The organism is Comamonas sp. DB36, assembly GCF_057914905.1.
The window spans coordinates 361,145-385,015 of sequence record NZ_CP196633.1 but is presented as its reverse complement, the minus strand read 5'-3'; the positions used below and the strand labels follow the sequence as shown (position 1 = coordinate 385,015).

Genomic DNA, 23,871 nt, shown 5'->3' with positions numbered 1-23,871 from the left:
AGTTTCGCGCAACATCCCAGTCCATCGTCCTTGCTTTCATCGACAGCCGGTGACCCGGCGCCCCTTTCTTCCACCAGCCAGGCCGTGCTTGATTGGCTGGCTTCGCAGCAGCAGGCCATGACCGACCTGCTGGCCCGTATCGTCAACATCGACAGCGGCAGCGGCCACGAAGCCGGCACGCGCCAGGTCGCGGCCGTGCTGCGCGCGCGGCTGGAATCGGCCGGCATTGCCGTGGACACCCTGCCCGAGCCGGGCTGGGGCGATTGCCTGCTGGCGCGCGTGGCCGGCAGCGACGCCGCGGCCACGGGCCACCTGCAGCTCATGGGCCACATGGATACCGTGTTCCCGCTGGGCACGGCCGCGGCCCGCCCCTGGCGCGTGGAAGACGGCAAGGCCTATGGTCCGGGCGTGGCCGACATGAAGTCGGGCCTGGTCATGAACGTCTTCGTCGCCGAGGCCCTGGCGCGTTTCGGCGGCAATGCCAGCCCCGTGCACCTGCTGTTCACCTGCGACGAGGAAGTGGGCTCGCCCGCCTGCCGGCATGTGATACGCAAGCATGTGCAGGGCGCACGCGCCGTGCTCAACGCCGAGCCCGGACGCATCAGCGGCAACGTGGTGAACGAGCGCAAGGGCTCGTACCGCATCGATTTCGAAGTGCAGGGCGTGGCCGCGCACGCGGGCATCAACCCCGCGCAAGGCGCGAGCGCCATCGATGCGCTGGCGCGCAAGATCCTGGCGCTGCATGCGCTCAACGGCTGCGAGCCCGGCATCACCGTGAACGTCGGCTTCGTGCAGGGCGGCATGGCCTCCAACGTGGTGGCACCGCTTGCGAGCGCGCACGCCGACCTGCGCTATACCGCCGACAACGACCTGCAAGGCGTGCTCGCGCGCATCCAGGCCATCATCGAGGAAGAGTCGCTGCCGCGCACCAGCGGCCGCATCATCGAGTCGCGCGGCGCGCTGCCGATGGCGCGCACACCCGACCACATCCTGGACTTGTACCAGCGCTCTGCCGCACAGGTCGGCTTTGCGGTGCAGGCCGAAAGCACGGGCGGCGCCGCGGACAGCGGCATCACTTCCGACATGGGCATCCCCAGCCTGTGCGCTCTCGGCCCCGTGGGCGGCTACGCCCACAGCGAGCGCGAGTTCTGCGACCTGTCCACTTTCGTGCCACGTGCCCAGGCACTGGCGCTGACCCTCATGGCGCTGCGCTGAACCGCCGCGCCTGCCGCTTTCCTACTGTTGTTTGTTTTATGTCCGACCTTCACATGACCTCTTGCGCCACTTCGCGCCGCCAGTTGCTGGCCACTGCCATGGGCCTGGCCGGCGCCGCCGCGCTGCCCGCTTTCGCCGCTGACAAATACCCGACCCGCGCCATCACGCTGGTCGTGCCTTTCCCGCCCGGCGGCTCGGTCGACATCATGGCCCGTCAGTACACCGAATCGCTGGGCCGCACCCTGGGCGTGCCCATCGTCGTGGAAAACAAGCCCGGCGCGGGTGGCTCGATTGGCGCGCAGTTCGTCGCGCGCGCCAAGCCCGATGGCTATACGCTGGTCGCCTCGTCGCAAAGCAGCCACCTGGCCAATCCGCTGGTGCAGTCCAACCTGGGCTACGACCCGATCAAGGACTTCGAGAACATCGCCATCCTGGGCCGCCAGCCCAATGTGCTGGTCGTGCACCCCAGCGTGCCGGTCAAGACCTTTGCCGAACTGGTGACCTATCTCAAGGAGCGCCCAGGACAGATCAACTTCGCCTCGGCGGGCGCGGGCAGCATGGGCCAGCTCAATGCCGAGTCGCTGCTGCTGTCGGTCAACGCCAAGGCCGTGCATGTGCCTTACCGCGGCGGCTCGCAATACGTCACGGCCGTGCTGGCCGGTGAAGTGCAGTTCGCGCTCGACAACCTGGTGGTGTTCCTGCAGCACATCCAGGCCGGCAAGCTGCGCGCCCTGGCCGTGGCTTCGGCGACGCGCGTGGCCCAGCTGCCCGATGTGCCCACGTTTGCCGAACTCGGCTTCCCGGCGCTGAACCAGGCCTCGTGGATAGGCATCGCCGCGCCCGCTGGCACGCCGGCCCCGATTGTCACGGCGCTGCACCAGGCGATACGCAAGGCGGCGGTCGAGCCCGCCATGATCGAGAGCCTCAAGTCGCGCGGCGTGATCCCGCCCGAAGAGATGACACCCGCGGCTTTCGAGAAAATGATGGCCGAACGCCTCGTGTCCTACGGCGAAGTCGTGCGCAAGGCCGGCATCAAGCCCGAGTAAGCCAGGCGCCGGGGGCCGCTCAGTCCTGCGTCACCCCGGCCTGTTTCACCACCTGCGCCCAGGTCGTACGCGCTGCGCAGGTCGGCGTACTCCTTGAGCCTGTGGTCGCTCTACTGCACCAGCTGCCGCATGTTCGATCAACGCCAAGCGGGTTCGCGCGATCCGCTGGCAACGCCCAGCATGATGCCAAACACAATCAGCAGTCCGCCGAAGGCGCGGTCAATCAAGTGCCGCACGGCCAGCAAACGATCTCGTACGGCGCCACTTGAGAAGCTGAGTGCGACCACCGCAAACCAGGCCATGTGCGTCGCAGAAACAAAAAGGCCATAGCCGATTTGCACTTTCAGCGGCGTGTCGGCGTGCACCACCTGCATGAAAAGACTCACGATGAACACCGTGGTCTTGGGATTCATCACGTTGGTCAGAAATCCCGTGCGCAGTGCCGCCAGGTCCGATATCGGGGCACGCCGGGTGTCGACAAGTTCACCGACCTTCCTGGTCCTGAGCATTTTCACTCCAAGGTAGATCAGATAGGCCGCGCCAAGCAGCTTGATGGCATTGAACAGCCACAGCGACTGCTGGATCAGCACACCCACCCCGACCAGGGTGTAGGTGACATGCACCAGCACGCCCATGCTTATTCCCAAGGCCGTCAGGACTCCGCAACGCCGGGAGAGCAACAGGCTATTGCGCGTAACCATCGCGAAATCAGGTCCAGGGCTCAAGACGGCAAGCAGGGTGATAGTGAGTACAGCTAACAATTCAGTCATTGGAAATAGGGTTTGTGCATTGGAACGTACGCAATACTATTGGCCTCAGTCCGGGATGAATAACGATGTTTTCTGACATGAATGGTGAGCCGGAATCACAACATTCGCGCCTGCCTTCGCTGCTGGCACTGCGCTGTTTTGAAGCCGCGGCGCGGCTGGAGAATTTCAGCCGTGCTGCCGACGAGCTGCACCTGACGCATGGCGCCGTCAGTCGGGCCGTACGCCTGCTGGAAGACGACCTGGGCATGGCACTCTTTGAGCGGCGCAGCCGACGGGTGTATCTGACCGCAGCCGGACGCACCCTTGCGCAAGCGGTCAGCGGCGGCTTCAATCTCATGCGGCAAGCTGTCGGCGAGTTGCGCGCCAGCGCACGCCAGGAAAGACGCTGGGTGCTTTCCTGCGAACCCACGCTGCTGATGCGCTGGCTCATTCCCCGCTGGCCGGACTTCCAATCCCGCCATCCCGAAATCGACATGCATCTCGTTGCCGGTGGCGGTGGGTTCTCATTTGCCAGCGGCATCGACCTGGCCATACGCCGGGATGATTTTCCCTGGTCTGCGAGCTATAACATGGAGCCGCTGTTTGCTGAAAAAGTCGGGCCGGTCTGCAGCCCCGCCAAGGCGGGGGCGTGGACCGCCACCAAGGGGCGGCGCAAACAGCTCAGTCCCGACGCACCCCTGGTGCATACGCGCACGCGGCCAGACGCATGGCAGGGCTGGGCAAGCGCCGCGGGCCAGACGCTGTCCGGCGGGGCGGAACACACCTTTGAACACTTCTACTTCAGCTTGCAGGCGGCGATCGCCGGCCTGGGGCTGGCAATAGGTCCCTGGCAGCTGGTTCGCGACGATCTCGCCAGTGGTCTGCTGGCTGCTCCGCTGGGCTTTGTCGAAGACGGTTCGCACTACTGTCTGTTGTCGCCCAAGCCCTTGAGAGACAACAGCCCCCAGGCTTCGCTGCTTGAATGGCTCAGGCAGATGGCCTGACACCATGGACCGGCAAGCTGTTGTTTTGTCCAGTATACTGAGCCAGGATCGCGCCTGCTGACAAAGGCAAAGCCATCCATCCACCGCCTGCACCGGGCGCCAGACTTCCCATTGCCGTGATCGAATCCAAGGGCTTCATCCTCACCCGCCATTGGCGCGATGCTCCGGCCGGCACGGAAGTCGAGTTGTGGCTGGCGACGCAGGCCGGCCCCAGGAAGGTGGTTCTCGCTGCCCAGACCTCGGTCGCGTTTGTCGCTGCGCGGCACAGGACGGCGGTCGAAGCCCAGCTCGGCGCCTTTCCACGCATGCAGTTGCGCGCGCTGGAAATGCGGACTTTTCAGCAGGAACCGGTGATAGGCGTCTACGCGACGCATTTTCGGCAGCTGGGAAAACTGGCGCGCGCTCTGCAGCCTATGAATATCCCGCTGCTCGAAGCCGATGTGCGGCCGCACGACCGCTATCTGATGGAGCGCTTCATCACCGCGGGGGTGGTCATCGAAGGCGGGCGCGAGGTGGGCGCGTCCATCGTGGACTGCAAGCTCAAGCCCATCTCCGACTATCGGCCGCAGCTGAAGGTGGTGTCGCTGGATATTGAGACCAGTCAGCACGAGGCCTTGTACTCGATTGCGCTGGACGGCATGCCGCAGCGCGTGGTGTTCATGCTCGGAGATCCGCCCGCGCAGACGGGTGAGCCGCTGGATTTCGCGCTCATCTATTGCGCTACCCGCAAGCTGATGATCGAGCAGCTCAACGCCTGGTTCGAGCGCAACGACCCCGACGCCATCCTCGGCTGGAATGTGATCCAGTTCGACCTGCGCGTGCTGCAGAAGACGGCCGACGAGTGCGGCGTGAAGCTGCTGCTGGGCCGAGGCCGCCAGCCGATACAGTGGCGCACCCATCCGGGCAAGCAAGGCTATCTGTTCGCGCCCACTCCGGGCCGGCTGATCATCGACGGCATCGATGCACTGCGGGCGGCGGTGTGGAGCTTTACTTCCTTCAGTCTGGAGAACGTCTCGCAGACGCTGCTCGGCGAAGGCAAGGCGATAGGCGACGCCTACGACAAGATGGCCGAAATCGAGCGCCGCTACCAGGAAGACAAGCCCGCGCTGGCCGTCTACAACATCCGCGACTGCGAGCTGGTGCTGCGCATTTTCGACCAAGCCAAGCTGCTGCAGTTCGTCATGGAGCGCGCCCAGACCACGGGCCTGCAGGCCGACCACTTCGGCGGCTCGATCGCCGCCTTCAGCCACCACTACCTGCCGCGCATGCACCGCCAGGGTTACGTCGCGCCCAGCGTCGGCGAGATAGAGACCAAAGCCTTTCCCGGCGGCTATGTGATGGACTCCAAGCCAGGGTTCTACGACTCCGTGCTGGTGCTGGACTACAAGAGCCTGTACCCTTCGATCATCCGCACCTTTCTTGTCGATCCCGTGGGTTTTGCGGAAGGCATGCAGCTGGCCGACGCATCGCTGGGCGTGCGCGGGCCCCAGGACACCGTGTTCTCGCGCGACAAGCACTGCCTGCCGGAAATCGTGACCACGCTGTCCAAGGCGCGCGACGCAGCCAAGCGCGACCGGAACGAGCCTTTGTCCCAGGCTTTGAAGCTGTTGATGAATTCGTTTGCCGGCGTGCTGGGCGCCACCGAATGCCGGTTCTTCAACCCCAAGCTGGTCGCGGCCGTGACCTTGCGCGGGCACGAGATGATGAAGCTCACGCGGACTTTCGTGGAGGGCAAAGGCTACGAAACCATCTACGGCGATACCGATTCGATCTTCATCTGGCTCAAGCGCGCCCACACGAATGACGAAGCGCAGGCAGTTGCGGCGCAGCTGGTATCGGATATCAATGCCTGGTGGACCCGTACCCTCGGCGAGGAGCAGGGGCTGGAGAACTTTCTCGAAATCGAGTTCGACACGCACTACAAGAAGTTCTTCATGCCGACCATCCGGGGCTCGGATGTAGGCAGCAAGAAGCGCTATGCGGGATTGAGCCTGGATGCCAGCGGCAAGGAGGAAATGGTCTACCGCGGGCTGGAAATGGCGCGCAGCGACTGGACCCCGCTGGCGCGCCAGTTCCAGGAAGGCCTGCTGACGCGCATCTTCAACGATGAGCCGCACCGCGCGTTCGTCACCGACTATGCGCAGGCCACGCTGGCCGGCGAGAAGGACGACCTGCTGATCTACCGCAAGCGGCTGCGCCATCGGCTCGACGCCTACGAGGTCAATGTCCCGCCGCAAGTGCGCGCGGCGCGCATCGCCGACCTGCACAACACCGCACTCGGGCGTCCCCGGCAATACCAGAATGGCGGCTGGATCCAGTATGTGATGACCCGCAGCGGCCCGCAGCCGCTGGAAGCGCGCCACAGCGGTATCGACTATGAGCACTATCTGTCCAAGCAGCTCCAGCCGATTGCCGATTCCATTCTTTTGCCGTTCGGCGAGAGCTTCACGGCGCTGACCACGGCCCAGCAAGAATTGTTTTAGCTGCGTTTGCCGGGTTGGCTGCCGCGTGACGCCAGGAACTGCTGTGCCAATGCGACTGCGCTACAGTGGGCCGGAAGCTGAAGCTCACATTCGAGCAAGTTCAGGGAATCAGGCCACGCTATACCTGTTTGGAGAGTGCAAGATGAAGGCAAGAGATGCGGCCGATTCGGACGCCGGCAGTATTGCAAATCTGCTGGGGCAACTCGGCTACAGCGCTTCGGAGCAGCTGGTTCGCGAGAAGATATGGCTGCTCGGTACCAGTCCCATGGATGCAGTGGTGGTCGTCGAGGACGAAGGCGCGATCGTCGGCGTCATCAGCCTGCATGTTTTCGAGCTGTTTCACCAGGTCGGTCGCATCGGGCGCATCACATCCTTGGTGGTCAGTGAAAGCGCTCGCGGCAAAGGTGTCGGTGCATTGCTGATGTCGAAAGCCGACCGGTTTTTCTGCGCGCTGGGCTGTGTGCGCGCCGAAGTCACCAGCGCAGACCACCGATCCATGGCGCACGCGTTCTATCAGAGCCAAGGCTATGCGCCCGACGAGCGGCGTTTTATCAAACGTTTTTAACTGTCTGAAATGGACAGCCAGGGCTGAATCAATTCCTTGGAAAAGGCGGCGGACGCTAGTGACCAAACGCCGCTGCCCGTCGCAGTCAGTTTCTACCTACCGCAGCAGGCATTGACCGGACTGGTGACCATTGCGCAGATCGCTTTTAAAGCAGGTTAGACAACACCTGTGTCAATCGGTCTTGCATGGCATTCATCACCTGCGTACGCCGTTCACGCTTGTCGCCTGCATAGACGGCCACCTTGAGAGTTTCGCGCATCGCAAATGACTCGAATGTGCCGTTATCCTCTTCGCGTTGCTCGATGCGGTTGCCGCCAATGACGAAAAAGTCCTTTTTCTTGTTCTCTTGTTTGACAACGCCGATATTGACGTCTGTGAGCATGAGATAGGTGTCGTACTCGTTGCTGTAGCGCAGCACATCCTGAAGCGTCGCACCGGCGATTGCGCCCAGTAATGCACCCGACCCCGCACCCATACCGCCAGGTCGCTTGGCCATCTCGTAGCCAGCCACACCCCCAAGCAGGGCCCCGACCTCGTTGGAGGCACGCTGGCGGCCCTGTGCCACCGAGTTCATGAAATAGAGGTTGACATCGACCAAAATTCCGAAGTTCTGCTCGGCAATCTGGTAACCAGCCGTGCGCAATCCCGATTCAACGGCAACTCTAAGACTGGACACGTCAATCGATGGGTCGCCCGAGGAGTTTCGTAGCCGCACTTTCACAGTTCGATTGGCGAACTGGCTGGCGTCAATGAAAACGTTCTTGGATGTCGCACTGCCAATTTTCAATTCGTTATTACGAAAGTCGCTGGCAGCGCAGCCAGCGAGGGCTAGGAAGATCAGAGGGAGGAAAAGGCGAGCTCTCATTTCATTTACTCTTGAACCGGTCCAGGTATGACCGAATCTCGTTGTAGGAGACGCTGAAGTTCAGGTTTTGTGAACCTTTGTCGACGCGTATCCAGTCATTGACACCAACGACTGCGTCCTTGAGCAGCAGCGGTCCGCCTGAATTGCCTTGGCTGATGGGCGTATCGGTCTGGATGAACTCGACCAAATTGTCCGAACCGATGGCGGCACTGCGCTGGCGGCGCGCTGCACTGATGACACCGCGGGTAATGGTGAAATCGTAGCCCTTGGGGTGTCCGATGGCCTCGACAGTCTCGCCAAGCCTGAGTGGCCCCGTGTGAATTGACAAGGGCTTGCCTGGCTGCTGCGCCTTGATCAATGCCAAATCAAGCCGGATGTCATGATCCACCACGCGACCATATGTCTTGGTTCCGTTGTAGTAGGTCATTTCAACGAGTGAGTTTCCTTCGACGACATGATAGGCGGTCAACACGAGCTCGGGCGTTACGTAAAAACCGGTGCCGGTGGACTTGGAGTTGCGAATGACGACCACGCTGTCAAAGCGTTCGTCGGCGATTGTCTGGCTCATCGCCGACTGACTCGTTGTCGCACCAGCAGCTGCCTTGACGCTGGGCTCGGTCCCCCTTGAATAGGTAGGCGCCGCGGCCGCATAGTTGCGGGTGTTTAACGTCTTGAGAAAAGCATAGATATCCGTGTAAGACGAGGTAGTCGCTGCGCGCAAATTCTGGGCATTGAAGAGCGAACTGATAGGCACTGAAAACGGACTCTTTTCCCAGTCGGTGACTTCTGCTTCGGTCTTGATGTTGCGCTGGATGCTGGCCTTGTCTGGGTCCTCGTCCCGCAGGTTGTAGGCGACATTGAAGACCTCGTTGTCATTGATCTGGAAGTTGTTCTTGAGAATGCGCTTTTTCTTGACGTCGATGACGTAGTAATTGACATCCGCAGTCTTTGTCGTGTTGACGTCGACAGATTGGTAGGCGTATTCGGAATAGACGGGCTGGCTGATCGTCTGGCTGGTCGCTCCCAATCTGGCTGAAGCCTGGTCGACCATAGAACGCGCGCCGGCGCTGGCCAACCCATCTGCCAAGCCTTGCAGCGCACAAGCCCAGCCTGAGCAAGCTTTCGGTATGGCGCTGTTTATCTGCGCGCGCTGAAACTCGGCCATGGCCTTCTGGTAGTTGGCCATTGCAGTGATGTACTCAGGGTTTTGCACCTGCAAAGTCCCGCTTTGGGCCCGGCTCTTGACTTCGCGTTTGCTCTTGAATTCACGAGCAACCTTGGCCATGGTCAGGTCCGTCACGAACAGGTAGTCGAACTTGGAAAGGTCGCCAGAAGTGAACACTGTTTCGGTTGCCGGGGAGAACTTGAAGTCCAAGTCCTGCTTGAAGCTGATTTCGAAGTCGAAGATGTTGCGGTTTTTAAGCCCTGAACTTGTCAGGTCGATGTAACCTATCGTTGCGAGGGCGGCAATGGCATCTGCGCTGCCACCGAAGGGTGTGCGCACGCTGCCCAGTGTGGCCACCTCGTCCAGCGACACTCGCCCGTCGGCGAGAAACTGCCTGCGCACCAACGCGATGTAGGCATCGTCGATGTTCTTGCGACTGTGCTCGCTAAGATACGCGCCAAGCTTGACGGCCTCCTTGTGGTAGGCGTCCCGGTCGCTTTGCGCAGACAATCGCGCCAGCGCCGCAGACTGGAACTTGTCAGACGAGATGTAGTCGTCCACGCTCAAGCTTTCCTTGCCGACAAATTCGGTTTCATGCTGGCCACTGGCCAACGTAGCACCCATAGTGGTCTCGATTGCCTGTGCCTTGCTGGTCTTGGCCAGCCGCACCACGCGCGCCAATTGTTTCTCAAGTTCTTGCGTTCGCTGCCCGCCGAATTCAGTGAGGTTTAGCAGACGATCCGCCGAGACGGTGTCGATTACCAGTTCGCTGTGCTTGAGCACCCGAGATACCTGAGGCCACTGAGCCTTGTCGGCAAGGTTGTCGATCGCCGTTAGCTCTCGGACGGCTTGCTCCGCCTTGTCTTCATAGCGCGTCTGCCACACATGCGCTGCGACTTGAGTAAACTCCGACGGAAGCTGCTTGCCGCTACCCTTGTAGCGCTTTTCGAAATAGGCCGCTTCCTTAATGAAATAGGCGTCGGCTTCATCAAGCTTCGATTCGTTGACCAGCTTCTTGAATTCACGCAACTGCTGACTGAGCACGTCTCCGATGGTGTCGCCTATTTCGGCCAGGTCCAACTTGCCGGGCTGGATCTGCAGCAGTGAAGACGAGCTTCCCTGGGTGGTGACGCAGCCTGCCAGAGTCATGGTCAGCGCCAGGCCTGTAAGGTGCAAGAATCTCGGCATGGTCTTATTCATTCGTTTAGTTCTCCTGATACTGCGGGCCGGTCTTCTATAGCCAGGGCTCGACAGTGCTGCTCAGAACTAGTCGGAATGACCTCAAGAGCGCTTGCTCATGTTCACCACCAGAACCCACAGCACCTGCGTCGCTCGCATACAACTTGAAACATTTTAAGGCAAAAGCCCATGATGCCCAAGGGGGCAGGCTGTCCAGCCGGTTCTGGTGTCGGCGCAGCCGTAGTCAGGATGATGCAGACAATGCGGCCCGCGGTGCGCTCATGGCGCGCATGAAGCGGCTCGTTGACCAACACAGGAAAACATGCGGACCAAGCGGCGCGCACTATTCGCGCTCTAGGCAGCTTTAGTCTGACTGGCGGCCAACATAGCTTCGTCAAACCACGGCAGCGTCCAGCGATTCGGGCCGCTGCGCCAGCAGATGCGACAGCCGTTGAAGTCCTGCCCGCAAGCGTGCGCGGTCCTTGATGCTGCCCAGGGAGATCCGAATGGCATTCACCGATCCGCTGCCGGTGGCAAACGCCTCGGCCGGCGTGACGGCTATGCCCGCGGCGTCGGCCGCGCGCGCGAGCTGCGCGCAGTTCCAGTATCCGGGCAACTCTAGCCATACATGCAGGCCGTCGCCCGCGCCGCCGTAGCGCCCCGCCAGCAGATCCCTTGCCATGCGATGGCGCAGGCGCGCCTCCTTGCGCACGCCGGCCATCAATGCGTCAGCCGATCCGTCGAAGATCCATTGCGTGGCCAGCGCGGCAGTCAAAGGCGCGACCATCAGCGCGAATGATCGCAGCGCGACCAGAAAACGTTCGCGTTCCTGTGGGTCCCGTATGAGCACGAAGGCGACCCGCAAGCCCGGCGTGAGGCATTTCGACAAGGTCGAGATGTAGTACACCCGTTCGGGCGCAAACGTGGCAATGGGCGGCGGCGGGGCCTCGGCAAGAAGCCAGTACGGATCGTCCTCGACGATGCGTGTATTGCAGCGCTGCGCGATGCCGGCCAGTTCCTTGCGCCGGCGCTGCGCCATGGTGATCGCGGTCGGGTTCTGCAATGTCGGATTCAGGTAGACCAGCCCTGGCTGGTGCTCGCGGCACGCCTGCTCCAGCATCTGCGGCAGCATGCCGTTCCTGTCCGCTTCCACCGCAACGACACGCCGCCCGAATTGGGTCGCGGCGGCACGCAAGCCGGGATAGCTTGTCGGCTCTGCCAGGATCACATCGCCAGGCTCGGTCAGCGCCAGGATCAACGCGGCGATTGCCGCTTGCGCCCCTGGACAGACAAGCACCTGTTGCGAATCCAGAGGTCCAAACATGGGCGCCAGCCATTTGGCTCCGGCCTGGCGGTCGCAATCGCTTCCTCCCCCCAGGTGGTAGGTCATCAGCAAGCCACTGTCTGCGCTCATCAACACTTGAGACAAACCTTGTTTCAACAGGTCGTCGAAGTCCACGCCATCCGGCGGTGGCGGGGTGTTCATGCTCAGATCGAGAACCGCGGTCAGCTCGACTTTAGGCGCCGCAACATAAGTGCCGCGCGCGCCGCGGCCCTCCAGCAAGTGGCGGCGCCGGGCTTCGTCGTAGGCGCGCGTGACCGTCGTCAGATCGATGTCCAGCTGGGCGGCCAGCTGGCGCTGCGGTGGCAGACGGTCGCCCGGTTTCAGCGAGCCCTGCGCGACCGCGGCCTGCAACGCGTCCGCAATCTGCAAAAAACGCGGTCCAGCCCGCGCGGCCAATCGCGGCAACCAGATTGGCACAATGTCATCTTGCATGGTTTTAAGACGCGAGAATCGCGCGCGATGTATGGATATTGCTTTTAAGTAGTATCCCCTGGAATGTGCAGCGACACCATGCTTGTATGGCCGTCGTCGGCGTTTGCGTCTCGCGCATCCGTGAGGCGGTGCTCCCCACGACATACCATGTCAAGTCATACGCTGGAAATTCTCAAATGATCGATTGGATCCCTGTAGGCTTCGTTATCTTCAAGGTGCTCACGCTGAGCACGTGCATGTACTTTGCCGTCAAGTGGCATTACGACCAGGGAAAGAAGGGGGCGGACCGACGCACCTTGCTGCTGGCGAGCGGCAAAGTGGTTGCCATCTTCATGGTCCTGGTCCTGGTCCTGGGCTTCGGCGCGTTCTCGCTGGCCAGAATGCTCGGTCTGGACTTGAGCATGCCCTGACGGCAAAAAATGCGCTGCCGAAAACCAGCAATGCGGCGCACCGAAAGCGCGCAGGTGGCGGCACCGGCAACGCGTGATCCGAAGCGGGCGGCGGACTTATTAAATATTTAATAATTTGCAGCGCAGCGTGCCAAGGCGCCCATCGCTCGGCGCCAGGCCAAAGCAACGCCGCACATGCACTGAGGAATACGCCGGGCGTGCAGGCCATGGGCTGCAGATGGTCTGCCGCCGGCAAAGGCGAAGCGGATCAGGCCCGGCGCAGCAGCCGCAAACCGTTGGCCACCACCAGCAGGCTAGCGCCCATGTCCGCGAAAACTGCCATCCACATCGTCGCGCCGCCGAAAATGGCGAGCACGAAGAACACCGCCTTGATGGCGAGCGCCAGGCAGATGTTCTGCCACAGGATGGCATGCGTCCTGCGACTCAGTACTATGGTTTCGGCGATGCGGCCCAGGTTGTCGTTCATGATCACGATGTCTGCGGCTTCGACGGCCGTGTCGGTCCCCGCGCCGCCCATGGCGAAGCCTATGTCGGCCTGGGCCAATGCCGGCGCGTCGTTGATGCCGTCGCCCGTCATCGCTGTCGGGCCGTAGCGCGCACGCATTTCCTGGATGGCAGAGAGCTTGTCTTGCGGCAGCAGGCCGCCGCGCGCATCGTCTATGCCGGCATCGCGTGCCACGGCCTGGGCCGTGGCGCTGTTGTCGCCCGTGAGCATGACGGGCGTTACGCCCAGACGCTTGAGTTGCGCCACCGCAGCCACCGAACTGGGCTTGATCGTGTCGGCGACCGCGAATAGACCCAGGACGCCGCCGGCATCGGCCAGCAGCGTGACAGTGCGGCCCTGCGCTTCGTGCGCCATCAGCTCGGCTTCAAGTTGCGCATCGGACTGGTTGCGCTCACGGATCAGGCGGTGATTGCCCAGGACCATTGCCCGGCCATCGACCGACGCTTGCACGCCGCGTCCCAGCAAGGCGGTGAAATTCTCCACACCGACGGCCTGGCCCGCGATGCCCGCGGCGATCGACCTGGATACCGGGTGATCGGAGCGTGCGGCAAGGCTCTTGGCCCAGCGCCAGACCTGTGCCTCGTCGGCCTGGCCCCAGGCCTGCGAAGCGACCAGCACGGGTTTGCCTTCGGTCAGGGTTCCGGTCTTGTCCAAGGCCACGGCCTTGAGCAGGCGCGCATTTTCGAGGTAAGTGCCGCCCTTGATGAGGATGCCGCGGCGCGCGGCCGCCGCCAGGCCGCTCACCACGGACACCGGCGTAGAGATCACCAGCGCGCAAGGGCAGGCGATGACCAGCAGCACCAGCGCCTTGTAGATGGCGCTCAGCCATTCCCAGTCGAGCAGCAGCGGGGGCAGCACGGCGACGGCCAGCGCCATGGCGAAGATGGCCGGGGTGTAGACCGCCGCAAAGCGGTCCACAAAACGCTGTGTCGGCGCACGCGTGCCTTGTGCCTCTTCGACTGCGTGGATGATGCGCGCCAGAGTGGAGTTGGCCGCGGCGGCGCTCACGCGGAATTCGAGTTCGCCGTTTTCGTTGATGGTTCCCGCGAACACCTGGCTGCCGGGCTCCTTGTCCACGGGAATGCTCTCTCCGGTCACAGGCGCCTGGTTGATGGTGCTGTGGCCCTTGGTGACCACGCCGTCGAATGCGACGCGCTCGCCAGGCCTGACGCGCGCGATGGCATGCAGTGCCACCTCGGCGGCCTTGACGCGGCGCCAGCTTCCGTCGGCTTGCTGGATCTCGGCTTCATCGGGTGCGAGGTCCACAAGGCCCTTGATGGCATTGCGCGCGCGGTCCACGGCGCGCGCTTCTATGAGTTCCGCAATCGCGTACAAGGCCATGACCATGGCGGCCTCGGGCCACTGGCCGATGATGAATGCCCCCGTAACTGCCACCGACATCAGCGCATTGATGTTGAGCTTGCCGTGGCGCAGCGCTGTCAGGCCCTTGGAATAGGTCTCCAGCCCGGCCAGCCAGATTGCCGCGGCCGCCAGCGCCATGCCTGCGGCCTTCCAGGCCGTGGTTTCGGGCGCGAAGTAAGAGAGGCTCTCGGCGATCAAGGCGAAAACAAGCGCTGCGGCAAACCGGGCATAGCCGGTGCTGTGCGCATGTTCGTGACCAGCGCCCCCGGACTCCATGCTCCCGGGCGCGGCAGTCAGGGGCTCGGGGGAAAAGCCGGCCTGGCGTATCACCGCCAGCGCCGCGATGACGGCCGTGTCGCTGCCGTCTATGCGCAGCTGGCGCTGGTTGAGGCGAAAGTGCAGCCCGCGGATTCCGGCGATGGGCTCGACCAGGCGACGGATTTCCGACTCTTCGACCGTGCAATCCATGGTCGAGATCAAAAACGTATTGGGAGCAATCGCCTGGGCCTTTTCTGGCATTGCAAAGGCTGCAGGTGCACAGCAGGCGCTGGTTTCACTGCGGGCCGCTGGCGGTGCGCAGCAAGCGCTCGCCTTGGCGTCGGTCGATGGATGAGATGCGACGTGCGGCGCGGCGCAGCAGTCATCGGGCCCGGTAGCGTTGACGGCATGCGGCATCTTGACGTCGGCGTCGCAGCCGTCCATGCCGGGGCTAGGGCGGGACAGGGGATCATGAAGGTGTTTGGCCATGGTTTTTCGCTTTCTGAGCCCATTTGAAACCCTGTACCCGCTACAAGGTCAAGCCGACGCCATGCATCTATCGGCAAAGATGGGCATATCCCACGAAAAGGACCTGCCTGAAGCCGCGCTGACGCTTCAGGCGCAGTGCTGGCGCCGCTTGAAAAGCGCGAGAGCGCCCATCCCCGCGATGCGCCAGCCTATGCCCAGCGCCCGATGCGCAGCGTGCCCAAGCCGGGACTACAGCCAGCCAGCCCGACGGAACCGGTAATAGACATAGCTGCACACGCCGCCCATCAACAGCAGCGCGGCCGGGTAGCCGTAGTGCCACTTGAGCTCGGGCATGTTTTCGAAATTCATTCCCCAGATGCCCACGAAGGCGGTGCAGATCGCAAAAATACTGGCCCAGGCCGCCAGCCGCTTGGTGACCTCGTTGTCGTCGATTGCCACCATGGAGAGATTGACCTGCATGGCCGTCGCTATGGTGTCGCGCATGCCGTCTATGAGTCCGTTGATGCGCACCAGATGGTCGGCGACATCGCGGAAATAGTCCTGCGAGCCCGCGCAGATCTGCGGTACGCGTCCGCCGTGCAGCTTGCTGACCGCCTCGAGCAACGGCGCCACCGCGTGCTTGAGCACCATGGCCCGCTGCTTGAGCCCGTAGAGTTGCTTGATGCTTTCACGCGCGGCGCGCTGCGTGAAAATCTGCAGCTCGACCTCTTCGAGCTCCGACTCCAGGGCTTCGATGATGGGAAAGTAGCGGTCGACCACGGCATCCATCAGCGCATACAGCACAAAGCCCGCGCCGTGCTCCAGCAGTTCGGGCTCGCGCTCGCAGCGATCCCGAACACCCAGAAATCCTTGCTGGCTGCGGTTGCGCACCGACAGAACATAGTTGGGGCCGATGAATACATCGACCTCGCCCAGGGTGAACTGGCCGGGATGCGCCACATCCGGCTCCAGCAGGTGCATCACCGCGAACATCGACTGGCCGTACTCCTCGATCTTCGGTCGCTGATGTCCGTGACGGGCGTCCTCCACCGCGAGTTCATGCAGATCGAACTCGTCGCGCATTTCATTGAGCTCGGCCGCCGTGGCATCGGCCAGCGCCACCCAGACAAAGCAGCCAGGCCGCGCAATGTACTCGCTGATGTCTGCGACGGGAATGTCCGCCAGCTTGGAGCCCTTTTCGTAGGCCACACAGTTGATCAGCATCGAGATCCTCTTGAAACAGTCGATAGAGCGCCATGGTGCCACGCCTGTGCGGCAGTCCCGTGCGACAGCGTCGCCAAGGCGCGCGCCGCAAGGGCGTGGATCCAGCGCCAAAGAAATGAAAGTCCGCTGTCGTTGCACAACCGCTCGGCTGCGCCAAGCCGTACTATCCTTTGACAGGAGCTGGCCATGCACACATCTGACCCGATTGCCGATCGATTACTGGACCTCCCCCAGGAGAAGCTGGATGCGCGCACCCTCAAGGTGACCCAGCACATCGCCAAGCGAAAGCACATCACCCGCAATCTGGCGCAGGAACTGGCGACCCCGCCCAGTCTGGGCCAGCGCGCCGCCGACGCGGTGGCGAAGTTTGGCGGATCGTGGACCTTTGTGGGCCTGTTTTCGGCGACCATGTTTCTCTGGGTGACCGTGAACGGCATGCTGCTGTGGCTGCACGGCAGCACCTTCGACCCCTATCCCTACATTCTGTTGAATCTGTTTCTCTCGATGCTGGCGTCTATACAGGCGCCCATCATCCTGATGTCGCAGGGTCGGCAATCCGAGAGGGATCGCATACGCGGTGAACACGACTACGAGGTCAACCTGAAGGCCGAGCTCGAGATCATGATGCTGCACGAGAAAATCGACCTGCTGCAGCAAAAGCAATGGACCGAGCTGATTGCCATTCAGCGCGAGCAGCTGGAGCTGCTGGCCGCGCTGGCGGCAAGCGGCAAGGGCACGCAGTCGCACTAACGCCGCGCACACGCTCATGCAAGCAGCTCGCCGACGGGCCGGGCCTGCCGCGGCGCCTGCGCGGGCGAAGTTGCTGACAGCTGGCGCGCTGGCGGCGAGACATAGCGCGACTCTACCTGCTTGAGAAAGTGCGATAGCAGAGTGACGTAGAGCGCATCGCCCCGGTCGGCATCCTCCACGCCTGCATCCAGGTTGGGGTTGTCGTTAATCTCGATAACATACACGCCCGCGGCCGTCGACTTCAGATCCACGCCATAAAAGCTGTTGCCCACCAGGCGCGCCGAGTTCACCGCGGCCGCGAGCACTTCGGCCGGAACCGCGTCAAGCGGCACGGCCTGCACCCGTCCCTCGGTGTACTTGCCGTTGGCCGCGTGCTGCAGGATCTGCCAGTGGCCGTCGCACATGAAGTACTTGGCGGCAAAGATCGCCTGTCCGGCAAGCACGCCTATGCGCCAGTCGAAGTCCGTGTACATGAACTCCTGCAGCAGAATGATTTCCGATTCCTTGAGCATCTCTTTGGCGATCTCCTGCAGGTGCTCGAAGCTGTCCGCTTTCTTGACGCTGCGGCTGAAGGCGCCATCGGGCACCTTGACGACCACCGGATAGGCCAGCCGCTTGTGCATGTCGGCCAGCGTGCGTCGACTGACCATGTGGGTCAGCGGCGTCGCAATCGCGTTCTCGCGCAGCATTTCCGCCAGAAAGGCCTTGTTGGTGCAGCGCAGGATGGACACCGCGTCGTCGATGACCGGCATTCCCAGGGACGCGGCCTTCTTGGCGAATTGAAAGGTGTGGTGCGTGACGGCGGTGGTCTCGCGGATGAAGAGCGCGTCAAACTGCCCCAGCCGCGAGAAATCCTTCTTCTCGATGAGTTCCACGGCGATGCCCATGTCGCGGCCCAGGTCGACGAGCTTCTTGAGCGTCTTGAGGTTGGAGGGCGGCAGCGGATCGTGGGGGTCGTGCAGCACCGCCAGATCCATGCGCGGCAAGGGCATGGCGATCATTGGCCGCCAGCTGCGCCGCGTGTACTGCAGGATCGCCTGCAGGAACACCGCATCGCGCGCCGTGTCGACGTCGCGCAGGTCCAGCGCCTGCATGTCGCCTATCTGCCAGCTGCTTGACTGCTCGCAGCGCTGCAGCGTCATCTGCATCAACGGGCAGCGGAACAGCTCAAAGCTCTTGCGCGCCAGCGCCGCGAGTGCCGGGTCCTCGATCACGCCGAAATAGATATGCAGGGTGAGGGTGCTCACGGAGCGCGGTATCTCCTTGAGCGGCCCTATCAGCCGGTTGAGCTGCGCCAGGGCCGCGGGATGCATGCGCTTGCGCTGCACGCTGAGGATGGTGTCCACGCTGGGCGTCACGCGCTCGCCCCGGGCCTCGGCAAGCAGGGAGCAGTAGTAGCCCATGCTCAGATAGCCGTAGGTGCGGCAAAGATTGATGACCTTGCGCCGTGGACCGCGGGCCTGGGGCTGCTGGGCCACGAACTGGTCTGCAGTGATGACCTTGAGCGCCGTGTCCTTCCAGCGGAAGTCGGCCAGCTTTTCCACAACGATCAGATGTTCTGAAGACAATTTATTTCTTTCCAAAGATGATGACCGCCGCCGTGCGCCGGCGGCGCCCGTATCTGGCGATCTTTTTGAATTCGCCCAGGCTGATGGACATGCCGCCATCCGCATCGCCGGAGCGGGCCATAGGATCGAGAACGCGAAACACCGCTCCGTCGAAGCCGACGATCACCACCCAATGGGGGGTTTTCTCGCCGTGCAGTCGCCACAGGCTGATGAGCACGATGGGCAGCCTGCCCGCGCGCAGCTGGGCCACCAGGCTCTTGGCGGAGACCGGGCTGGCGTGCAGCGCCACCTGGTGCGCCAAAAGCTCCGACCGGAAGTCGTTCTCCACCAGCTCGATGACATCCTTCTTGTGCTGGTCGCGCACGCTGTTCATGAAGAGCGAGGCGCCGGCGTCGGCGTAGACCGAGACCTCGAAGCCACGCAGCCAGGCCGAGCGCGCCAGCCCGAACGGCCCGCACCCCCCGTGGCCCGCGGCCATGAAAACAGTGGTGGCTTCGCGCCAGATGCGGATCTCGGCCGCCTGGTCCATGGCAAGAGATGGGTCCATGGCAGACATGGCCATCATCAAGGCGCAGGGGCCGCAGGTGAAATCCAGCGTCTGCGCGTAATGGCGCACCGCATAGGGGGCGCTGGCCCGCGTGCCGTCAAACAGATCGCGTTCAAAGCACAGCGCGTCCTCGCCATCCTGGTAATAGCCGGGCTTTGTGCCCGATGGGGTGAACCCATGGCGTTGGAAAAGCCGGTGTGCCCCAGCGTTGTCGCGCCGGCTTTCCAGCCGCAGCACCGCGCATCCTTGCTGCCGGGCGTCACTCAGCGCAGCAGCCAGCAGCCTGGCGGCAAGGCCCAAGCCGCGTGCCGGCGGCGCTACCGCCAGCGAATAGAGACGCGCCACCGATGCGCTCTTGCGGTGCAATACCACGCAGGCACCGGCAATCGTCCCGTCCGAGCGGCAGACGAAGACACGGGCACCGGGGCTGACGAGCAGGCGCCGCCAGCTTCGGGTGGAGATGCGGTCGGTGGCGAACGCGCTGCGTTCCAGCTGATCCAATTGGGGCCGGTCCGCAGGCGTGGCCAGCGCCACCTCAGCGCTGCGGCCCATGGCCGGACCTGCCGACGCTGCGGGCGCTGCTGCGTCGGCCCCGAGGTATCTCAATGGCATTGCCTATCCTCGATCTTGAGCACGCGCGCAACCCGGCCGAATTCAGCGCCAGGCAGGGCCCGCGTCAGATGATGCAGGCACTCGTGCACGTCGCGCAGGTGCACATGCAGGCTGACGCACGCTTTGTGGCCCACGGCATCCCAGGACAGCCGGTAGCCACGCAGCTTGGCGCCGAGTACGGCGTGAAGCGTCATCCGCAGGCTGAGGGGGTGCACGCAGACAACGCGAATCGGCAACTCCACCAAAGGATCGGTATCGCCATGGGCCGCGCGCAGGCAAGCTGTGGTGAGCCGGTGCAGCCTGATACTTGGGCATTCCTGCAGCATGTTTTTCGCCACAAGACGCCGCTTTGGTGTGGCTCTTGGACAGGTGTTGGACATGCATCCAGTCTAGAAAAACCGGCCATGCTGCTTCATAAATGCTGCGTAAAAAGAGCCGGCCTGCACGTTAAATCTGCGCCAATCTGGCTGCATGAACGCACAATGGCGCCCGAGCCGCAGGCCCAGGCAGTGCCGAAAGTTGCAGCCGACCGGATGCCGGTCAACGTGCGGCACTTTGCTCTGCGTCGGCAGTCTGGCATGGCAGGCCCTGGTCAGACTGCCTTAAGGCATTCGATGGGCAGAGTCCCCCCCTGGATTGTGCAAATCAGCAGCGCCTGGTGCAGAAGCCTGCATAACGTAGTTCGCCAATCCTGCTTACATGCGATATTTATCAATTAGCCCACGGATCACCATTCGCACCACTACATGTAATACGGATTGGCCAGGACATTCCTATAGGCAGACTCGGTCTAGAAAGAAGCGTGCTGGTCGCAGAAGATCCTTCACCCCTATTTTGTGAAACTCTACAAGAGGGAGTTATACCTAGTCCGGGTACGGCAACAAAGTTTCACAAGATAGGGGGGATGACATGCCATCGCCAGCGTCCCAAGAGGTGGGCTGACAGCACATCAGGCCTTTCTTGCACAAGATGAGGGTGATGACCTTCCCCTGGGCCAGTTCCACCACGCTCACCAAACCTCTAATTTTTCACAAGACAGGGGTGAACGCTGCCCACCCGCATCGAATGAGGCCTGTCGCCAGGCGACGCCTGACGAAGGAACGGTACTGCTATCGCTTAAAGTCGTGCTCCACACTGCACAACAGGCACCCGTCCCCCTCATCTTGTGCAAACCAGGGATCAGCATGGTTTTCACAAACCAAGGGAGAGATCGCCACAATCCAGGGGCTGGGTTTGCACAAACCAAGGGAGATTGCGTCACAATATAAGGGAGGACGCTTCACAAGATAGGGGCGACCATGGTCCCGGAGGCCGCGCCAGCATTGGCGATGCGTCGCTTAAAGTAGGAAACTACTTAAAGTGGTATTGAAAATAAAGAAACGCAGCAGCGTTGCGTGCTCAATAAAGTGACAAAACCTACCAGGCGCAAGGCCAGCCCCAAAGCCATAGACGTCGAGACCAAGGAAGTCGACAACGACGCCAATGCCACTGCGCTGATCTCCATCACTGCATTGTCGCCGGCGGCAGAGGAAACCGACGAGAGCGCAGGCGTACCCGAAGACAAGCCTTTCGCGACGTTCTTCATCCAGCGCAAGAACCAGGGCTCCAACTTCAAGAAGCCCAATCCCATGGTGCACAACAAGCCACATGCCGTGATGACGGTCATGCAGCAGAAGTTGACCAACATCATGCTGCGCCATGCACAGCAGAACCAACCCGTAGAACCTGCCACCTGGAAGATTTCTGTCGAAGAAATGCTGCGTCTGCTCAACGTCAAGACGCGCAATTACGAACATATCGAGAAGACCATTGACGAACTCATGTCGATCAAGGTCCGGCTGGATGTGTTTGAAGAAAAGGGTCTGGCCAAGCATTTCGCCGTGGTCTTTCCCTATGCCAAGTTCTATGCCGGAGAAATCACGTTCAAGATCGAGTCCAAGGCCATCTTGTTGCTGGGCGACAGCCCGTCCTACACCAGTCTTGACCTGCTGGAACTCAGCGCCTTGTCCAAGGTGTGTTCAGTGCCACTGTTCGAATTCTGTTCACGCTATCTCGGCATCGGAGCCACGCGCCGAATTCCCTGGGAAGATCTGCGCGACATGCTGGTTGCATCCAAGAACATTCCCAACAAGGCGCAGCAGTGGAGCACGTTCAAGGAACGCTATCTCGATCCCGCGATCAAGGACATCAACGCTTCGACCAAGCTCTATATCGAAGTGGAGACCGAACGCTACAAGACCAAGGTCACCAATCTGCGTTTCCATGTCAGCCGCCAGAAATTGGCCCTCGACATGTCCGCCGCCCACAGCAATTCGGAAGCCAAGAAGCAGTTGGTCGATGCAATGCAGGCCATGGGTCTGCTGGACAAGGCAATTTACAAACTGCTGAGCACCTTCACGGAAGAGCAGATTGAAGGTGCGCTCAAGCACACCAAGTGGCGTGTGACCGAGTCCAAGCTCAGGAAACTCACTTACCCCAGCCGCTACTTCATGACTTCGCTCAAATCGGGCCACTACCAGGAGTTTCTGGACAATCGGGCGACGACTTCGACTGCGGAATTGTTCCCGGTCGTCGACGGCAAGCACAGCGCCTTGCCTGCGATGGAAACCGATGCGGCCGGGCCGCCAAATGTGCCGCAAGCCAAGACCCGCGCACAAAAATCGGAGCCTACCAACAGTGGCATCAACAAGGGACGCGCCAAGATCAATGCAGCGGTCGAAAAGCAGCGCATCATGGACGTCAAGGTGATTCTCGCGGAACTCGACAAGCCTGTGCTGCAAGGCGTTTACGACGAGTACAACGACACGCTCAGCACGGAAGCGAGCAAGATAAAGATCGGGCGCAACCGTGCCGGTGTTGTGCCCTCTTTCCATGCCTGGTATGCGAAAAAGCTTTGGGGCGAAGTGACCGACGCCGAAATCGTGAAGATCATGGAGCGCATGCTGAGCGCTTGACCTGTTTGCTCATCGGAATGCAAAAAACCCCTGTGCGGTGCACAGGGGTTTTTTGCTGAAGCAGGCTCAAATGGCGAATTTTTCGCGATTATCTTCGTTGGCGATCCATTTTGGCGCCTTGCCGCGGCCGGTCCAGGTATCACCGGTCACGGGATTCCTGTACTTTGGCGCGACCTTGTTGCCGGTGGAGGTTGCACGCTTGCCGCGCGCCGGCGGGAAGACATCTTCCATCGTCAGCGAAAACTCTGCGACCAGTGCGCGCGCCTGACTGACGGCGTCGCTCATTTCCTTTTTGCGAAGCTCCTCAATTTCTTTTTCCAATTGCTCGCGTTGCTGCAGGAGTTCTTTGTAGCTGGCCATGATGTTTACCTTCTTTGAAAGTTAATAGTTAGAATTCTAGGGTCTATTATGCAATAGAACTTTTATAGCTTGCTAGAATGGACAGTTGGATCATTTTAAATGCAATCATCGTGCTCACAGGCCTCCAGCTGGCCAGAGCATTTAAGAATGCGCGTTTAAATGTCAGCGCTGATCAGTTCAGCATGTTTTTATTCTGACGCATAGTCATGTGATTTGCGATCATAAAATTGTAAAAAAATTTATGCACGTCACTTCAGTCTGCGCGAGACATGCGGTTGTGCGTGCCAGATGCCAGTCAATAGCTTGCGAGAGAATAGGAACTCGCCAAAAATGCCAACTAACATACGTGAGATAAAAGCCTCGGAGTTGAAAGCTCTTTTGGCGCTGTATGAGCATCTGCATGCCCAAGACGATCCCTTGCCTGATGCGTATACTATAGAGTCTGTATGGCAGGAACTGAGAGTGAGTCCTTACCATAAGTATTTTGGTCTTTATATGGATGCTCGTCTGGTCTCGAGTTGCACGTTGACGCTCACGCCCAATCTGACGCGTGGCTGCAGACCTTATGGCGTGATTGAGAATGTGGTGACCGACGCCGGCTTTCGCAAGCGCGGCTTTGCGAAAGCGGTGCTCGAAAAAGCGCTTGCATACTCCTGGTCGAGTAACTGCTACAAAGTGATGCTGATGACAGCAAGAACAGATGAGGCGACTTTTCGGCTGTATGAATCAGTGGGTTTCAATCGGCATACCAAGCAGGCCTTTGTGTGTACACCTGAAGGTGTGAGCGCGGATTGAACCGCTGCCA

The 23,871-nt window shown here is 61.4% G+C and carries 20 protein-coding genes; 11 read left to right on the top strand and 9 right to left on the bottom strand.

The genetic code is table 11. The annotated features are described in order from the left end of the window. Positions 1-30 precede the first annotated feature (30 nt). Entirely contained in the window at positions 31-1,215 is a 1,185-nt protein-coding gene (locus ACSVDO_RS26110; protein ID WP_332549233.1) for a M20 family metallopeptidase, read from the top strand. Between the two features lie 53 nt (positions 1,216-1,268). Continuing rightward, the gene (locus tag ACSVDO_RS26105; protein ID WP_442881631.1) at positions 1,269-2,261 is read left to right on the top strand and encodes a tripartite tricarboxylate transporter substrate binding protein BugE; all 993 of its coding nucleotides are present in this window, start codon (positions 1,269-1,271) and stop codon (positions 2,259-2,261) included. 137 nt (positions 2,262-2,398) lie between these two features. Here ACSVDO_RS26105 and ACSVDO_RS26100 read toward each other — a convergent pair whose 3' ends face one another. Beyond that, complete coding sequence (locus ACSVDO_RS26100) at positions 2,399-3,031, bottom strand: LysE family translocator (protein WP_489597499.1); 633 nt, start codon at positions 3,029-3,031, stop codon at positions 2,399-2,401. Positions 3,032-3,096: 65 nt separating this feature from the next. Between ACSVDO_RS26100 and ACSVDO_RS26095 the strand changes: the two genes are divergently transcribed. The 3 genes from ACSVDO_RS26095 (at position 3,097) to ACSVDO_RS26085 (ending at position 7,062) form a co-directional block, all read left to right on the top strand. Continuing rightward, the gene (locus tag ACSVDO_RS26095; protein WP_489597497.1) at positions 3,097-4,014 is read left to right on the top strand and encodes a LysR family transcriptional regulator; all 918 of its coding nucleotides are present in this window, start codon (positions 3,097-3,099) and stop codon (positions 4,012-4,014) included. A 119-nt stretch (positions 4,015-4,133) separates the two neighbouring features. Further along, entirely contained in the window at positions 4,134-6,497 is a 2,364-nt protein-coding gene (locus ACSVDO_RS26090) for a DNA polymerase II (protein ID WP_489597899.1), read from the top strand. Between the two features lie 49 nt (positions 6,498-6,546). Then, the gene (locus ACSVDO_RS26085) at positions 6,547-7,062 is read left to right on the top strand and encodes a GNAT family N-acetyltransferase (protein ID WP_489597495.1); all 516 of its coding nucleotides are present in this window, start codon (positions 6,547-6,549) and stop codon (positions 7,060-7,062) included. Positions 7,063-7,207: 145 nt separating this feature from the next. Here ACSVDO_RS26085 and traT read toward each other — a convergent pair whose 3' ends face one another. The 3 genes from traT to ACSVDO_RS26070 form a co-directional block, all read right to left on the bottom strand. Beyond that, a complete protein-coding gene (traT, locus tag ACSVDO_RS26080) occupies positions 7,208-7,927 on the bottom strand; it encodes a complement resistance protein TraT (protein ID WP_489597493.1) in 720 nt (239 codons plus the stop codon). Position 7,928: 1 nt separating this feature from the next. Further along, complete coding sequence (locus ACSVDO_RS26075) at positions 7,929-10,292, bottom strand: S1C family serine protease (RefSeq protein ID WP_489597491.1); 2,364 nt, start codon at positions 10,290-10,292, stop codon at positions 7,929-7,931. A 373-nt stretch (positions 10,293-10,665) separates the two neighbouring features. Then, entirely contained in the window at positions 10,666-12,048 is a 1,383-nt protein-coding gene (locus tag ACSVDO_RS26070) for an aminotransferase-like domain-containing protein (RefSeq protein ID WP_489597489.1), read from the bottom strand. Positions 12,049-12,224: 176 nt separating this feature from the next. Here ACSVDO_RS26070 and ACSVDO_RS26065 point away from each other — a divergent pair, with 176 nt between their 5' ends. Further along, positions 12,225-12,458: a hypothetical protein gene (locus ACSVDO_RS26065; protein WP_332536003.1), complete on the top strand. Its 234-nt coding sequence runs from the start codon at positions 12,225-12,227 to the stop codon at positions 12,456-12,458. 247 nt (positions 12,459-12,705) lie between these two features. On the opposite strand, the gene ACSVDO_RS26060 is transcribed toward ACSVDO_RS26065, so the two are convergent. Continuing rightward, on the bottom strand, positions 12,706-14,793 hold the full coding sequence (locus ACSVDO_RS26060) for a heavy metal translocating P-type ATPase (protein ID WP_489597488.1): 2,088 nt from the start codon (positions 14,791-14,793) through the stop codon (positions 12,706-12,708). Here ACSVDO_RS26060 and ACSVDO_RS26055 point away from each other — a divergent pair. Next, positions 14,792-14,938 (top strand): hypothetical protein, encoded by a 147-nt coding sequence (locus ACSVDO_RS26055; protein ID WP_489597486.1) that lies wholly within the window; start codon positions 14,792-14,794, stop codon positions 14,936-14,938. The genes ACSVDO_RS26060 and ACSVDO_RS26055 overlap by 2 nt on opposite strands. A gap of 362 nt (positions 14,939-15,300) precedes the next feature. Here ACSVDO_RS26055 and corA read toward each other — a convergent pair whose 3' ends face one another. Next, complete coding sequence (corA, locus tag ACSVDO_RS26050) at positions 15,301-16,275, bottom strand: magnesium/cobalt transporter CorA (RefSeq protein WP_332547895.1); 975 nt, start codon at positions 16,273-16,275, stop codon at positions 15,301-15,303. Positions 16,276-16,461: 186 nt separating this feature from the next. Between corA and ACSVDO_RS26045 the strand changes: the two genes are divergently transcribed. Continuing rightward, the gene (locus ACSVDO_RS26045; protein WP_489597484.1) at positions 16,462-17,025 is read left to right on the top strand and encodes a DUF1003 domain-containing protein; all 564 of its coding nucleotides are present in this window, start codon (positions 16,462-16,464) and stop codon (positions 17,023-17,025) included. Positions 17,026-17,039: 14 nt separating this feature from the next. On the opposite strand, the gene ACSVDO_RS26040 is transcribed toward ACSVDO_RS26045, so the two are convergent. After that, positions 17,040-18,593, bottom strand: coding sequence for a RimK family ATP-grasp domain-containing protein (locus ACSVDO_RS26040; protein WP_489597482.1), 1,554 nt, complete (start codon positions 18,591-18,593; stop codon positions 17,040-17,042). 1 nt (position 18,594) lies between these two features. Continuing rightward, positions 18,595-19,692: a peptidase C39 family protein gene (locus ACSVDO_RS26035; RefSeq protein WP_489597480.1), complete on the bottom strand. Its 1,098-nt coding sequence runs from the start codon at positions 19,690-19,692 to the stop codon at positions 18,595-18,597. 53 nt (positions 19,693-19,745) lie between these two features. Between ACSVDO_RS26035 and ACSVDO_RS26030 the strand changes: the two genes are divergently transcribed. Together ACSVDO_RS26030 and ACSVDO_RS26025 are read left to right on the top strand one after the other, a co-directional pair. Beyond that, the gene (locus ACSVDO_RS26030) at positions 19,746-20,471 is read left to right on the top strand and encodes a hypothetical protein (RefSeq protein ID WP_489597478.1); all 726 of its coding nucleotides are present in this window, start codon (positions 19,746-19,748) and stop codon (positions 20,469-20,471) included. A gap of 687 nt (positions 20,472-21,158) precedes the next feature. Beyond that, entirely contained in the window at positions 21,159-22,706 is a 1,548-nt protein-coding gene (locus ACSVDO_RS26025) for a replication initiation protein (RefSeq protein WP_489597477.1), read from the top strand. 66 nt (positions 22,707-22,772) lie between these two features. On the opposite strand, the gene ACSVDO_RS26020 is transcribed toward ACSVDO_RS26025, so the two are convergent. Then, the gene (locus ACSVDO_RS26020) at positions 22,773-23,066 is read right to left on the bottom strand and encodes an H-NS histone family protein (RefSeq protein ID WP_332535987.1); all 294 of its coding nucleotides are present in this window, start codon (positions 23,064-23,066) and stop codon (positions 22,773-22,775) included. A 330-nt stretch (positions 23,067-23,396) separates the two neighbouring features. Between ACSVDO_RS26020 and ACSVDO_RS26015 the strand changes: the two genes are divergently transcribed. After that, on the top strand, positions 23,397-23,861 hold the full coding sequence (locus ACSVDO_RS26015; RefSeq protein WP_489597475.1) for a GNAT family N-acetyltransferase: 465 nt from the start codon (positions 23,397-23,399) through the stop codon (positions 23,859-23,861). Positions 23,862-23,871: the final 10 nt, after the last annotated feature.

Bases quoted from the DNA above. Each gene is read 5' to 3' on its own strand.
- ACSVDO_RS26045 (WP_489597484.1), top strand. From the start codon at position 16,462: ATGCACACATCTGACCCGATTGCCGATCGATTACTGGACCTCCCCCAG.
- ACSVDO_RS26105 (WP_442881631.1), top strand. From the start codon at position 1,269: ATGACCTCTTGCGCCACTTCGCGCCGCCAGTTGCTGGCCACTGCCATG.
- ACSVDO_RS26070 (WP_489597489.1), bottom strand. From the start codon at position 12,048: ATGCAAGATGACATTGTGCCAATCTGGTTGCCGCGATTGGCCGCGCGG.
- ACSVDO_RS26055 (WP_489597486.1), top strand. From the start codon at position 14,792: ATGGTCGAGATCAAAAACGTATTGGGAGCAATCGCCTGGGCCTTTTCT.
- ACSVDO_RS26085 (WP_489597495.1), top strand. From the start codon at position 6,547: ATGCGACTGCGCTACAGTGGGCCGGAAGCTGAAGCTCACATTCGAGCA.
- ACSVDO_RS26035 (WP_489597480.1), bottom strand. From the start codon at position 19,692: ATGGGCCGCAGCGCTGAGGTGGCGCTGGCCACGCCTGCGGACCGGCCC.
- corA (WP_332547895.1), bottom strand. From the start codon at position 16,275: ATGCTGATCAACTGTGTGGCCTACGAAAAGGGCTCCAAGCTGGCGGAC.
- ACSVDO_RS26095 (WP_489597497.1), top strand. From the start codon at position 3,097: ATGTTTTCTGACATGAATGGTGAGCCGGAATCACAACATTCGCGCCTG.
- ACSVDO_RS26075 (WP_489597491.1), bottom strand. From the start codon at position 10,292: ATGAATAAGACCATGCCGAGATTCTTGCACCTTACAGGCCTGGCGCTG.
- ACSVDO_RS26060 (WP_489597488.1), bottom strand. From the start codon at position 14,793: ATGGATTGCACGGTCGAAGAGTCGGAAATCCGTCGCCTGGTCGAGCCC.
- ACSVDO_RS26020 (WP_332535987.1), bottom strand. From the start codon at position 23,066: ATGGCCAGCTACAAAGAACTCCTGCAGCAACGCGAGCAATTGGAAAAA.
- ACSVDO_RS26065 (WP_332536003.1), top strand. From the start codon at position 12,225: ATGATCGATTGGATCCCTGTAGGCTTCGTTATCTTCAAGGTGCTCACG.
- ACSVDO_RS26030 (WP_489597478.1), top strand. From the start codon at position 19,746: ATGGCATTGCCTATCCTCGATCTTGAGCACGCGCGCAACCCGGCCGAA.
- ACSVDO_RS26015 (WP_489597475.1), top strand. From the start codon at position 23,397: ATGCCAACTAACATACGTGAGATAAAAGCCTCGGAGTTGAAAGCTCTT.
- traT (WP_489597493.1), bottom strand. From the start codon at position 7,927: ATGAGAGCTCGCCTTTTCCTCCCTCTGATCTTCCTAGCCCTCGCTGGC.
- ACSVDO_RS26100 (WP_489597499.1), bottom strand. From the start codon at position 3,031: ATGACTGAATTGTTAGCTGTACTCACTATCACCCTGCTTGCCGTCTTG.